Raw genomic sequence first — 12311 nt, 5'->3', positions numbered from 1 at the left:
TTTGTGATGGGTGGGGGTGCACCAGGGGTGTGCGCTGTCCGCTTCGTGGGCAGCGTCAGAGGTGTGTAAGGGACAGGCGCTCGGCGATTCCGGGCGGGCCGAGCGTGCAGCGGCGCCGTCCGGGGAGCCCGACATCCCCGCCGGCGCCGGCTCCCCCGGGGAGCCCGCCGCCGGAGACGGCGGGCGGCCCGACACCATCGAGCCGGAGGACCAGTCACCCGTGCCCGACACGTCCACCACACCGTCCGGCCTGCCCGTCCGCGTCCCGCAGACGAACCTGGCCGAACCGCTGCGCACCGACGAGCCCGTCGTCGCCGAGGAGCCCGAGGAGCAGGACGACCCGGGCCGCTCGCCCGCGGAGATCCAGCGCATCATGGGCTCCTACCAGCGCGGCACCCGGCGGGGGCGCTCCGACGCGGCGCAGGCCGCGGCCGGCCGCCCGGACGAGCGGGACGACACGGACTCCGGCACCAACGCTGCGGAAGGCGAGGAAGATCAGTGACACAGAAGACCGGTACGTCCTCCGATCTGGGCTGGTTGCTGGACGACCTGGTCCACCGGCTGCCGCACGCCCGCAACGCGGTGGTGCTGTCGGCGGACGGCCTGCTCATGGCGTCCTCCGAGGGCATGACGCAGGACGACGGCGAGCACCTCGCGGCCGTCGCCGCCGGCATCCAGAGCCTCGCCAAGGGCGCCGGGGTCCGCTTCGGCGGCGGCCCCGTCCGGCAGACGATCGTCGAGATGGCGTCGGCGTTCATGCTGGTCACCGTGGCCGGCAAGGGCGCCTGCCTCGCCGTCCTCGCCGAGGAGGACGCCGACGTCGGCCTGATCGCCTACGAGATGGCCATGCTCGTCACCGCGATGGGCCACCACCTGACCTCGCCCGCGCGCTCGGAGTCCGCCGGGGAGGGACGCCCGGCATGATGCCCCCCGAGGATCCCGCGCCGGACGCCTGGGCGGACGAGCCGGCGCCGTACCCCGGCCACGACCGGTATCTCGACGACCAGGCCGGCCCGATGGTGCGGCCGTACGTGATGACCAGCGGCCGCATCGAGCCGACCCGCGGCAAGTTCGACCTGATCACGCTGGTCGTCGCGGACGGCCCCGAACCCGAGGGCGCGATCGGCCTCGGACCCGAGCACCTGGCCATCATCCGGCTCTGCACGAAGGTCATGTCGGTCGCCGAACTCACCGGCCACCTCAACCTGCCGGTCGCGACCGTGCGGGTGATGCTCGGCGACCTGCTCGACAAGGGGTTCGTCTCCATGCAGGAACCGGAACCGGAGGCGGACATGCACGACATCAGGCTCTACAAGGCGGTGATCGATGGTCTCCGGGCCCTCTAAGGGCGTGCGCGCCCGCCGGCTCCCCACCGCGGTCAAGATCGTGATCGCGGGCGGCTTCGGGGTCGGCAAGACCACGATGGTGGGCACGGTCTCCGAGACCAAGCCGCTGCGCACCGAGGAACTCCTCACCGACCGCGGCGTCGGCGTGGACGACGTCTCCGGGGTGGAGCGCAAGGACACCACCACCGTCGCGATGGACTTCGGCCGCATCACGATGCGGAACGAGTACGTCCTCTACCTGTTCGGTACCCCCGGCCAGGAGCGCTTCTGGTTCATGTGGGACGAGGTCGCCCTCGGCGCCCTCGGCGCCGTCGTCCTCGCCGACACCCGCCGCCTGTCCGACTGCTTCCCGTCGGTCGACTACTTCGAGCGCCGCGGCACCCCGTTCGTCGTCGCCGTCAACTGCTTCGAGGGCGCCAAGCGCTACGACCTCGAAGAGATCCAGATGGCCCTCAACCTGGGCCCCAAGGTCCCCGTCATGCTCTGCGACGCCCGCAGCCTCGACTCCTGCAAAGAAGTCCTCATCAACCTGGTCGTCCACGCCATGAAGTACCGAGGCGTGACCGAAGAGCCGACTCCCCAGAACGCTTGACCAAAAGCGGGGCCGTTCGCGCCGCCGGCATGACGCCGACGCCGCGAACGGCCCCGCTTGTCAACACCGTCCGGCAGCTGGGGAACCGCTCAGCCCGTGCGGGAGACGACGTAGTCGCAGAGGTTGGTGAAGGCGTCCCTTGCCGGGATGTCGGGGAGGGTGAGGAGTTCGGCGCGGGCGTCCTCGGCCCACTGGCGGAGGTCGGCGCGGGCGCGGTCCATGGCGGGGTGGGCGCGCAGGAGAGTGAGGGCCTCGGCGTGGAGGGCGTCGTCGGTGAGGTCCTGGGTGAGGAGGTCGCGGAGGCGGGCGTCGTCGGGGCCCGCGGAGACGCCGTCGAGGACGAGGTGCACCGGGAGAGTGCGGATGCCCTCACGGAGGTCGGTGCCGGGGGTCTTGCCGGACTCCTCGGTCTCGGAGTCGATGTCGAGGATGTCGTCCGAGAGCTGGAAGGCGATGCCGATCTTCTCGCAGGCGGAGGTGATCGTGTCGACGACGGGGGCGGGGGCGCCGGAGAGGAGGGCGCCGAACTGGCCGGAGACGGCGATGAGGGACGCGGTCTTGTCGGCGACGACCTGGAGGTAGTGCTTGAGGGGGTCGGCGTCCGTGCCGGGGCCGATCGTCTCCTGGATCTGGCCGCGGACGAGGCGGGCGAACGCGCGGGCCTGGATCCGGACGGCCTCCGGGCCGAGGTCGGCGAGCAGGTCGGACGCGCGGGCGAACAGGTAGTCGCCGGTGAGGATCGCGACGGTGTTCGTCCAGCGGGAGTTGGCGGACTCCTGGCCGCGCCGGACGGTCGCCTCGTCCATCACGTCGTCGTGGTAGAGGGTGCCGAGGTGGGTCAGCTCGACGACGACGGCGGCGGGCACCACGCCGGCCGCGGCGGGGTCGCCGAAGTGCGAGGCGAGCAGCACCAGCATCGGCCGGAACCGCTTGCCGCCCGCCTCGACGAGGTGCTCGGACGCCTCGGTGAGCAGCGGGTCCTCGCCGCGCACGCAGTCGAGCAGCATGGTCTCGACATCGGCCAAGCGCGCGTTGGCACTGGACGCGAGCGCGGCGTCGATGGGAAGCCCGAACGGGCCGGTCACCGTACCGGCCGGCCCGCCGGACTTCGCAGCGGAGGGGTTGCTCACCCAAGACTCCCTAACGGACGAACATGTGGGTCGTGGCCTGACCCGCGAGGTCCAGAACCGGCTGCGGGATCACGCCGAGTACCACAGTAGCCGTCACGCCGAGGGCGACCGCGACCGCGGTCGCCGGCCCGGCCACCACGACCGGCCCGTCCGCGTCCGGCTCGCTGAAGAACATGACGACGATCACCCGGACGTAGAAGAACGCGGCGACGGCGGACGCGATGACCGCGACGATCACCAGCGGCGTCGCGCCACCCTCGACGGCCGCCTTGAACACCGCGAACTTCCCGGTGAACCCGCTGGTGAGCGGGATCCCGGCGAACGCCAGCAGGAAGAAGGCCATCACGCCGGCGACCACCGGGGACCGCTTGCCGAGCCCCGCCCACCTGGACAGGTGCCCGGCCTCGCCGTTGGCGTCCCGCACCATCGTGACGACGGCGAACGCGCCGACCGACGTGAAGCCGTAGGCGAGCAGGTAGAACAGGGTGCTCGACAGGCCGTGCGGGGAACTGGCGATCACGCCCATGAGCAGGAAGCCCGCGTGCGCGATCGAGGAGTAGGCCAGCATCCGCTTGATGTCGCTCTGCGTGATCGCGATGATCGACCCGGCGACCATCGTGAGAATGGCCACGCCCCACATGAAGGGGCGCCAGTCCCAGCGCAGCGTCTCGAACGCGACGTAGTAGACGCGCAGGATCCCGCCGAACGCGGCGACGACCGTCCCGGACGCCATCAGCGCCGTGATCGGGGTGGGGGCGCCCTGGTAGACGTCCGGCTTCCACATGTGGAAGGGGACGCCGCCGAGCTTGAACAGCAGCCCCACCGACAGCAGCGCGACGCCCGCGAGGAGCAGCGTCTCGCTGCCGGCGTCCCGGCTGATCTGCGCGGAGATCGCCGACAGCCGCACCGACCCGGCGTACCCGTACAGCAGCGCGATGCCGTAGAGGAAGAACGCCGACGAGAACGCGCCGAGCAGGAAGTACTTGACCGCCGCCTCCTGGGAGAGCAGGCGGCGCCGGCGGGCGAGCCCGCACAGCAGGTACAGCGGCAGCGACATGACCTCCAGCGCCACGAACATCGTGAGCAGGTCGTTCGCCGCCGGGAACATGATCATGCCGCCGACGGCGAACATCATCAGCGGGAAGACCTCGGTCTGGATGACCCCGGCCTCCGCGGTGCGCTGCTCGGCCTCGGTGCCGGGCAGCGCGGACGCCTGCGCGGCGAACGCCCCGTCGGCGCGGGCACCGCCGCGCTCGGCGATCAGCAGCAGGCTGACGAGCGCCAGCACCAGGATGGTGCCCTGGATGAACAGCGTGGGCCCGTCCACGCCGAGCGCGCCCTCGGCGGCGACGTGGTGCGGGTTCTCGCTCCAGCCCAGCCCGATCGTCCACGCGAACGCGGCGGCGAGGCCGATGAACGCGAGCGGCACCTGCACGTAGTAGCGCGCGTTGCGGCCGACGAACGCCTCGACGAGCACGCCGACGACGGCGATGCCGAGGACCAGGATCAGGGGCATGATGTGCCCGTACTCGATGTGCGGTGCGGGGATGTCACCCCCCTGCGCGAGGACCGCGCTCACCTGGCTGGTGGTGCTCATGGACGGGCTCCGTTCTCGGCGACGTTACCGGTGATGTCCGGCGCCGGGTCGTGCTGGTCGACCCGGGCCAGCGTGTGGTCCACCGACGGGTTGATCACGTGCAGCACCGGCTGCGGGAAGAAGCCCATCGCGACGATGATCGCGATGATCGGGGCGATGACCCACTTCTCCCGGGCGGACAGGTCCTTCATGCCCTCGACCGCGGGGACCGTGGGGCCGCCCATGGTCCGCTGGTACATCCACAGGATGTAGATGGCGGCGAGCACGATGGCGATGATGGAGGCGACGGCGGCCCACTCGTAGCGGCTGAACGTGCCGACCACGACGAGGAACTCCGAGATGAACGGCGACAGGCCGGGCAGCGACAGGCTCGACAGGCCGGCGATGAGGAACATCCCGGCCAGCACCGGCGCCACCTTCTGCATGCCGCCGAAGTCGGAGATCCGCGCCGACCTCCGCCGGACGATCATGAACCCGACGATCAGGAACAGCGCGCCGGTGGAGAACCCGTGGTTCACCATGTACAGCGCCGCGCCCGACTGGGCCTGCGACGTCATCGCGAAGATGCCGAGCACGATGAACCCGAAGTGGGAGATCGACGTGTAGGCGATCAGCCGCTTCATGTCGACCTGCCCGATCGCGAGGATCGCGCCGTAGATGATGCTGACGACCGCGAACGCGAGCACGGCGGGCGTCGCCCACTTGGCCGCGCCCGGGAACAGCTCCAGGCAGAACCGCAGCATCCCGTACGTGCCGACCTTGTCCAGGACGCCGACGATCAGCACCAGCGCACCGGCCGGGGACTGCTGCGCCGCGTCCGGCAGCCAGGTGTGCACCGGGAACATCGGCGCCTTGATCGCGAACGCGAGGAAGAAGCCGAGGAACAGCCACTTCGCCGTCGTCGGGTCGATGTTCATCTTCGACAGCTCGTCGAACATGAACGTGCCCTGCCCGAGGCCGCCGTCCGCGACGGACTTGGCCGACAGCGGGTACAGCCAGATGACCGCGACCAGCATGACCAGCCCGCCGAACAGCGAGTACAGCAGGAACTTCACCGCGGCGTAGGAGCGCTGGGCGCCGCCGTAGGACCCGATGATGAAGTACACCGGGATCAGCATCGCCTCGAAGAAGACGTAGAAGAGGAACACGTCGGTCGCCGCGAAGACGCCGATCATGGCCGCTTCCAGCGTCAGCAGCAGCGCGAAGTACGTCTTCACCGACCGCTTCGCCGGGACGTCCGACCCGCCGGACCGGTCCGCCTCGTTCCAGGAGGCCAGGATGACCAGCGGGACGAGGATGACCGACAGCAGGATCAGCGTCAGCGCGACGCCGTCGACGCCGAGCGCCCAGTGGACCCCGAACTCCCTGATCCACCAGTACTTCTCTTCGAACTGGAAGCGCGCCCCGCCCGCGTCGAAGCCCGCCGCCATCGCGCCGGTCAGCGCCGCGACGACGAGGGAGACGCCGAGCGCGAACTGCTTGACCAGCGTCTCCCGCTCGCGCGGGATGGCGATCAGCAGCAGCGCGCCCACCAGTGGCAGTCCGATGAGGACGCTCAGCCAGGGAAAGTCGCTCATGAAACGTTCACCACCAGGAGCGCCGCGACCACGAGGGCCGCGCCGCCCAGCATCGAGAGTGCGTAGGAGCGGGCGAAACCGGTCTGGACCCGGCGGAGCCGGCCGGAACTGCCGCCGACACCGGCGGCGGTGCCGTTGACGAGGCCGTCCACGCCGCGTCCGTCGAACCAGACCGCGAGCCGGGTCAGCCACTGCCCGGGACGCATGAGCAGCGACTCGTTCAGCGCGTCGCCGTACAGGTCCCGGCGGGCCGCGACGGTGACGAACGAGCCCTTGGGCGCCTCGCGCGGCACCTTGCGGGCGCCGTACTGCCGCCACGCGATCGCCGCACCGATGATCATCAGGACGAAGACGGCCGCGCCCGGGGCGGTGAGCCACTTGAACTCGTGCTCGTGCTCGGGGGCCCCGACGACCGGTTCGAGGAAGTCGGCGAACCCGCCGAGGATCAGCAGCCCGCCGGCGGCCAGCGAGCCGACCGCGAGCAGCATCAGCGGGATCGTCATGACCTTCGGCGACTCGTGCGGGTGGACGTCGTCCGCCCAGCGCTTCTCACCGAAGAACGTCATGAACATCACGCGCGACATGTAGTAGGCGGTGACGGCCGCGCCGACCACCGCGCAGGTGCCGAGGATCGCCCCGGACGTGCCGCCCTTGTCGAACGCGGCCTCGATGATGGCGTCCTTGGTGAACCACCCGGACAGGAACGGGAACCCGATGATCGCGAGGTACCCGAGCCCGAACGTGACGTAGGTGAACATCATCACGGCGCGGAGCGCGCCGTAGTGGCGCATGTTCACGTCGTCCTTCATGCCGTGCATGACCGAGCCGGCGCCGAGGAACAAGCCCGCCTTGAAGAAGCCGTGCGCGATGAGGTGCGCGATGGCGAACACGTACCCGGCCTTGCCGAGCCCCGCCGCCAGCGTCATGTAGCCGATCTGCGACATCGTCGAGCCGGCCAGGGCCTTCTTGATGTCGTCCTTCGCGCAACCGATGATCGCACCGAACAGCAGCGTGGCCGCGCCGACGATCGTCACGACCAGCTGCGCGGTCTCCGACATCTCGAAGATCGGGCCGGACCGGACGATCAGGTACACGCCGGCGGTCACCATCGTCGCCGCGTGGATGAGCGCCGACACCGGGGTCGGGCCCTCCATCGCGTCCAGCAGCCACGACTGCAGCGGCAGCTGCGCCGACTTGCCGCACGCGCCGAGCAGCAGGAGCAGCCCGATCGCGGTGGCGGTCCCGGTGCTGAGCTGGGACGCGAGGCCCGCGTGCTCGCCGCCGAGGATCGGCCCGTAGTCGATCGTGCCGAACGTGGCGAACAGCAGCGCGATCGCGATGATGATCCCCATGTCGCCGACGCGGTTGACGACGAACGCCTTCTTCGCCGCGGTCGCCGCGGTCGGCTTGTGCTGCCAGAACCCGATCAGCAGGTACGAGGCGAGGCCCACGCCCTCCCAGCCGACGAACATGACCAGGTAGTTGCTGCCGAGCACCAGCAGCAGCATCGCCGCGACGAACAGGTTCAGGTAGGCGAAGAACTTGCGCCGCTCGGGGTCCTCGGCCATGTAGCCGATGGAGTAGACGTGGATCAGCGAGCCGACCCCGGTGATCAGCAGGACGAAGCTGATGGACAGCGGGTCCACCAGCAGGTCCATGCCGACCTTGAACGAGCCGACGTCGATGAAGTCCCACAGGTGCTGGGTCCGGCTGCGCGCCGCGGCGTCGTAGCCGAGCATCTGCACGAGCATCGCGACGCCCAGCCCGAACGACGCGACCGCCGTGCCGGTGCCGAGCAGATGCCCCCACTTGTCGGTGCGCCGCCCCCCGAGCAGGAGGATCGCGGCGCCCGCGAGCGGGAGCGCGATGAGAAGCCAGGACGCGGCCTGGATGCCTTCCGCTTGCATTCCCGACCTCTCAGTACTTCAGCAGGTTCGCGTCGTCGACCGACGAGGACCTGCGGGTCCGGAAGATGGTCATGATGATCGCCAGGCCCACCACGACCTCCGCGGCGGCCACCACCATCACGAAGAACGCGATGATCTGGCCGTCGAGGTTGCCGTGCATGCGGGAGAACGAGATGAACGCCAGGTTCGACGCGTTCAGCATGAGCTCGATGCACATGAACACCACGATCGCGTTGCGGCGCACGAGGACGCCGAGCGCTCCGATGGTGAACAGGATCGCCGAGAGCGCCAGGTAGTGCCCTGGACTCATTGACCAGCCTCGCCTTCACTCGCGCCGCCGCCCGTGGCCGGCGACCCCGACTTCACCGAGCGCGACTCGGCGTCGGCCTCCTCGGCCTCCGCGGTGACCGCCTTGACGTCGGCCACGTCCCGCTCCAGCGCCTCCTCCTCGGTGCCGCCGTACAGGTCGGCGTGCCGCTCGGCGGTGTCGGTGCGGGCCGCGATGATCGGGTTGACCGACAGCTCCGACGGCGTCCCGTCCGGCAGCAGCGCCGGCATGTCGACGGCGTTGTGCCGCGCGTAGGTGCCCGGTCCCGGCAGCGGGCCCGGGTGGTCGCCGGACTGGAACCGTTTCAGGGACAGGTCCTTCTGCGTCGGCTTCGGCTCCGTGCGCTCCCGGTGCGCCAGCACCATCGCGCCCAGCGCCGCGGTGATCAGCAGCGCGCTGGTCGCCTCGAACGCGAACACGTACTTGGAGAACAGCAGCCGGGCCAGCCCGACCACGTTGCCCTCGGCGTTCGCCTGGTTCAGGCCCGCCGAGTCGCCGAGCGCCGCGTTGCCGAGGCCGACGGCCAGCAGCACGATGAAGCCGATCGCCGCGATGGCGCCCCAGAAGCGCTGCCCCCGGATCGTCTCCACCAGCGAGTCGGTGGAGCTGACCCCGACGAGCATCAGCACGAACAGGAACAGCATCAGCACCGCGCCGGTGTAGACGATCACCTGGACGAACGCCAGGAACGGCGCGTTCTGGATCGCGTACAGCGCGGCGAGGCAGAGCATCACGGTCGCCAGCAGCAGCGCCGAGTGCACCGCCTTCCGCATGAAGATCATGCCGAGCGCGGCGAGCACCGAGACCACGGCGAGCACCCAGAAGAAGAACGGCTCGCCGGACTGCTTGTCGGCGACCTCGGCCGCGAGGACGGCGGCGTTCATTCGCCCTCACCGCCCTTCTTGTCGGGCTGGAGGCCGAGGCGGTAGTAGTCCTCCTCGGTGTCGCCGAGCCGCATCTCGTGCGGCGGCGCCTCCATGCCCTCGCGCAGCGGCGCCAGCAGCATCTCCTTGGTGTAGATCAGGCTCTCGCGGCTGTCGTCGGCGAGCTCGTACTCGTTCGTCATCGTGAGCGCCCGGGTGGGGCACGCCTCGATGCAGAGCCCGCAGAGGATGCAGCGCAGATAGTTGATCTGGTAGGTGCGGCCGTACCGCTCGCCGGGCGAGTACCGCTCGTCCGCGGTGTTGTCGGCGCCCTCGACGAAGATGGCGTCCGCCGGGCAGGCCCACGCGCACAGCTCGCAGCCGATGCACTTCTCCAGGCCGTCCGGCCACCGGTTGAGCTGGTGCCGCCCGTGGAAGCGCGGCGCGGTCGGCTTCTTCACCTCCGGGTACTGGACGGTCTCGCTCTTCATGAACATCTGGTGGAACGAGACCCCGAACCCCTTGACCGGGTTCAGGAAGTCCGTGAAGCCCACGGCCATGCCTCCTTTCGAGGGCGGTTTCGATGATTCGGCGTCACCGTGTCACAGTGCGCCACTACAGTGCGTAGCAGCACGTGGCGTGAGGACTGAACGCACCCGGCTCGCCGGGGAACGGTTCTCCGGTCCGCAGTAAGCGCCACGGCGTCGACCGGAGCCGACTCCGGTCGTGGGGCGGCGCCAACCTCCCCTATGCGCCCGATACGCCACTGCCAGTGGCGGGCAGGAGCTGCGAGCCCGGGCTCATGCCCGGACAGTTGGCTGAGTCCCACTGGTGACCTCCTTCCGAGAGGTCGGCACCTTCTGGGAAGCCGGAGCTCCGTGATAGTGCGGGGCGTCCAGTGGGGGTACGGGGAACCCGCCGGCATCGGCGGGCTCCTGCGTGCCCCGCTCCGCGCCGGGGACGATCTGCTTGTCGTCCTCGCCGCCGCGGACCATCTCCCAGACCACCGTCGCCACCAGGACGACCGCCGCCACCACCGCGGTGGCGATGGCGATCTGCTGGATGTCGTAGCCCTCGTTGCGGAACGCGCGGATGGCCGCGACCAGCATGATCCAGCCGAGCGAGACCGGGATCAGCACCTTCCAGCCGAGCCTCATCAGCTGGTCGTAGCGGACCCGCGGGAGCGTGCCGCGCAGCCAGATGAAGAAGAAGATGAACAGGAAGATCTTGATCAGGAACCACAGCACCGGCCACCAGCCGGAGTTGGCGCCGGCCCAGACGGTGGAGATCGGCGCGGGCGCGCGCCAGCCGCCGAGGAACAGGGTGGTGGCGAGCGCCGCCAGCGTGGTGAGGTTGATGTACTCGGCGAGGAAGAACATCGCGAACTTCAGCGACGAGTACTCGGTGTGGAAGCCGCCGACGATCTCGCCCTCGCCCTCGGGCAGGTCGAACGGGATGCGGTTCGACTCGCCCATCATCGTGATCACGTAGATCACGAAGGACGGCGCCAGCAGCACCACGAACCAGGTGTCGTGCTGCTCCGCGACGATCTCCGAGGTGGACATCGAGCCGGCGAACATGAACACCGCGACGAACGACAGGCCCATCGCGATCTCGTAGGAGATCATCTGCGCGGACGAGCGGAGCCCGCCGAGCAGCGAGTACGGCGACATCGACGACCAGCCGGCCAGCACCACGCCGTAGATGCCCATCGACGACATCGCCAGCACCAGCAGCACCGCGACCGGCAGGTCGGTGCCCTGCAGCGCCGTCTGGTGCCCGAAGATCGACACCGTCGGCCCGAACGGGATGACGATGAACGAGATGAACGCCGGCACGGCCGCCATCACCGGCGCCAGGATGAACACGACCTTGTCCACCTGCCGGGGGACGATGTCCTCCTTCAGCGCCAGCTTGATGCCGTCGGCGAGGCCCTGCAGCAGGCCGAAGGGCCCGGCGCGGTTCGGGCCGACGCGCAGCTGCATCCGGCCGATGACGCGGCGCTCGATCCACATCGTGAGCAGCACGGTCACGACGAGGAACGCGAAGATGACGAGGACCTTGCCGCCGATCAGCCACCACGGGTCGCTGCCGAAGTCCTGCAGCTTCGGGTCGGCCGCCGGGGCCGCGGCGAGGGGACTCATTCGGTGCCTCCAGCGATCTCGGTGGCGCTCGCGAGCGCCCCGCTCGCGATCTTGACGACGCCGCCCGCGGCCGTGCCCAGGTCCCGGTAGAGGGCGCAGCCGGCCGAGTTCGTCGGCAGCCACACCACCCGGTCGGGCAAGTCCGGGGTGATCTCCAGCGGGAGCGTCGCCTCGCCGCGCGCCGCCGACACGGTCACCGCGTCGGTCGCGCCGATCTCCGCGGCCGTCGCGGGCGACAGCCGGGCGATGGCGGGCTTGGCGGTGCCCGCGAGGAACGGCTCGCCGTCCTGCAGCCGGCCCTTGTCCAGCAGCAGCCGCCACGTCGCGAGCAGCGCCTCGCCCTGCTCGGGGTGCGGCGGCAGCTCCTGCGCGGTGTTCGGCGCGTCCGGGCGCTCGCCCCGGTAGCCGCCGAGCTCGGTCAGCTCGCGGCGGGCCGCCTCCGGGCCGGGCAGGCCCAGGTGGACGTCCATCTCGTCGGCCAGCGCGTCCAGCACCCGCAGGTCGGGCATCCGCCCGGCGGTCTTCAGCACGGTGTCGAACGGGCGGCCGCGGCCCTCCCAGTCGACGAACGTGCCGGCCTTCTCCGCGACGGCCGCGACCGGCAGCACCACGTCGGCGCGGTCGGTGACCGCGGACGGGCGCTGCTCCAGGCTCACCACGAACGGGGTGGCGTCTAGGGCCGCGAGCATCGCGGCGGGGTCGGGCAGGTCGTAGGGGTCGACGCCGCCGACGAGCGCCGCGCCGCGCCCGCCCTGCGCCGCCGCCGCGCCGCTCCCGGCGGGGCGGGCCCCATCACCACCTCGAGCCGCCGCCGACAAGCCGCAACG

13 protein-coding genes are annotated in these 12311 nt (G+C 70.4%); 4 read left to right on the top strand and 9 right to left on the bottom strand.

Translation table 11 applies throughout. The annotated features are described in order from the left end of the window. Nucleotides 1-61 precede the first annotated feature (61 nt). From HUX53_RS00845 to HUX53_RS00830, 4 genes are read left to right on the top strand one after another with little or no spacing between them, the layout of a single operon-like run. Nucleotides 62-502: a hypothetical protein gene (locus tag HUX53_RS00845; protein ID WP_176401240.1), complete on the top strand. Its 441-nt coding sequence runs from the start codon at nucleotides 62-64 to the stop codon at nucleotides 500-502. Beyond that, nucleotides 499-924 (top strand): roadblock/LC7 domain-containing protein, encoded by a 426-nt coding sequence (locus HUX53_RS00840; protein WP_176401239.1) that lies wholly within the window; start codon nucleotides 499-501, stop codon nucleotides 922-924. The genes HUX53_RS00845 and HUX53_RS00840 overlap by 4 nt, the downstream gene beginning before the upstream one ends. Then, on the top strand, nucleotides 921-1346 hold the full coding sequence (locus tag HUX53_RS00835) for a DUF742 domain-containing protein (protein ID WP_176401238.1): 426 nt from the start codon (nucleotides 921-923) through the stop codon (nucleotides 1344-1346). The genes HUX53_RS00840 and HUX53_RS00835 overlap by 4 nt, the downstream gene beginning before the upstream one ends. Beyond that, nucleotides 1327-1938 (top strand): ATP/GTP-binding protein, encoded by a 612-nt coding sequence (locus HUX53_RS00830; RefSeq protein ID WP_176401237.1) that lies wholly within the window; start codon nucleotides 1327-1329, stop codon nucleotides 1936-1938. Before HUX53_RS00835 ends, HUX53_RS00830 begins: the two co-directional genes overlap by 20 nt. 89 nt (nucleotides 1939-2027) lie before the next feature. On the opposite strand, the gene HUX53_RS00825 is transcribed toward HUX53_RS00830, so the two are convergent. From HUX53_RS00825 to HUX53_RS00785, 9 genes are all read right to left on the bottom strand, one after another. Then, nucleotides 2028-2945, bottom strand: a complete 918-nt coding sequence (locus HUX53_RS00825) for a polyprenyl synthetase family protein (RefSeq protein WP_176401241.1) — start codon at nucleotides 2943-2945, stop codon at nucleotides 2028-2030. Between the two features lie 133 nt (nucleotides 2946-3078). Then, nucleotides 3079-4665 carry an NADH-quinone oxidoreductase subunit NuoN gene (gene nuoN / locus HUX53_RS00820; protein ID WP_176401236.1) on the bottom strand — a complete coding sequence of 529 codons (1587 nt, stop codon included), beginning with the start codon at nucleotides 4663-4665 and terminating at the stop codon, nucleotides 3079-3081. Then, nucleotides 4662-6242, bottom strand: coding sequence for an NADH-quinone oxidoreductase subunit M (locus tag HUX53_RS00815; RefSeq protein ID WP_176401235.1), 1581 nt, complete (start codon nucleotides 6240-6242; stop codon nucleotides 4662-4664). Before HUX53_RS00815 ends, nuoN begins: the two co-directional genes overlap by 4 nt. After that, nucleotides 6239-8149 carry an NADH-quinone oxidoreductase subunit L gene (gene nuoL / locus HUX53_RS00810; RefSeq protein ID WP_176401234.1) on the bottom strand — a complete coding sequence of 637 codons (1911 nt, stop codon included), beginning with the start codon at nucleotides 8147-8149 and terminating at the stop codon, nucleotides 6239-6241. The genes HUX53_RS00815 and nuoL overlap by 4 nt, the downstream gene beginning before the upstream one ends. A 10-nt stretch (nucleotides 8150-8159) precedes the next feature. Next, a complete protein-coding gene (gene nuoK, locus HUX53_RS00805) occupies nucleotides 8160-8459 on the bottom strand; it encodes an NADH-quinone oxidoreductase subunit NuoK (protein ID WP_067629231.1) in 300 nt (99 codons plus the stop codon). Continuing rightward, nucleotides 8456-9361, bottom strand: a complete 906-nt coding sequence (locus HUX53_RS00800) for an NADH-quinone oxidoreductase subunit J (RefSeq protein ID WP_176401233.1) — start codon at nucleotides 9359-9361, stop codon at nucleotides 8456-8458. Before HUX53_RS00800 ends, nuoK begins: the two co-directional genes overlap by 4 nt. Beyond that, nucleotides 9358-9900, bottom strand: coding sequence for an NADH-quinone oxidoreductase subunit NuoI (gene nuoI, locus HUX53_RS00795; protein ID WP_176401232.1), 543 nt, complete (start codon nucleotides 9898-9900; stop codon nucleotides 9358-9360). Before nuoI ends, HUX53_RS00800 begins: the two co-directional genes overlap by 4 nt. Before the next feature lie 240 nt (nucleotides 9901-10140). Further along, nucleotides 10141-11484, bottom strand: coding sequence for an NADH-quinone oxidoreductase subunit NuoH (nuoH, locus tag HUX53_RS00790; protein ID WP_176401231.1), 1344 nt, complete (start codon nucleotides 11482-11484; stop codon nucleotides 10141-10143). Next, nucleotides 11481-12311 (bottom strand): molybdopterin-dependent oxidoreductase (locus HUX53_RS00785; protein ID WP_176401230.1); only part of this gene is annotated, 831 nt, incomplete at its 5' end. The genes HUX53_RS00785 and nuoH, both read right to left, overlap by 4 nt.

The organism is Actinomadura sp. BRA 177, assembly GCF_013372625.1.
Taxonomy (GTDB): Bacteria; Actinomycetota; Actinomycetes; order Streptosporangiales; family Streptosporangiaceae; genus Spirillospora.
Note: the sequence above shows the minus strand (reverse complement) of the source record. Positions and strands in the feature narration are given on the sequence as shown.

Bases quoted from the DNA above. Each gene is read 5' to 3' on its own strand.
- HUX53_RS00835 (WP_176401238.1), top strand. From the start codon at position 921: ATGATGCCCCCCGAGGATCCCGCGCCGGACGCCTGGGCGGACGAGCCG.
- HUX53_RS00830 (WP_176401237.1), top strand. From the start codon at position 1,327: ATGGTCTCCGGGCCCTCTAAGGGCGTGCGCGCCCGCCGGCTCCCCACC.
- HUX53_RS00825 (WP_176401241.1), bottom strand. From the start codon at position 2,945: ATGCTGCTCGACTGCGTGCGCGGCGAGGACCCGCTGCTCACCGAGGCG.
- nuoN (WP_176401236.1), bottom strand. From the start codon at position 4,665: ATGAGCACCACCAGCCAGGTGAGCGCGGTCCTCGCGCAGGGGGGTGAC.
- HUX53_RS00815 (WP_176401235.1), bottom strand. From the start codon at position 6,242: ATGAGCGACTTTCCCTGGCTGAGCGTCCTCATCGGACTGCCACTGGTG.
- nuoL (WP_176401234.1), bottom strand. From the start codon at position 8,149: ATGCAAGCGGAAGGCATCCAGGCCGCGTCCTGGCTTCTCATCGCGCTC.
- nuoK (WP_067629231.1), bottom strand. From the start codon at position 8,459: ATGAGTCCAGGGCACTACCTGGCGCTCTCGGCGATCCTGTTCACCATC.
- HUX53_RS00800 (WP_176401233.1), bottom strand. From the start codon at position 9,361: ATGAACGCCGCCGTCCTCGCGGCCGAGGTCGCCGACAAGCAGTCCGGC.
- nuoI (WP_176401232.1), bottom strand. From the start codon at position 9,900: ATGGCCGTGGGCTTCACGGACTTCCTGAACCCGGTCAAGGGGTTCGGG.
- nuoH (WP_176401231.1), bottom strand. From the start codon at position 11,484: ATGAGTCCCCTCGCCGCGGCCCCGGCGGCCGACCCGAAGCTGCAGGAC.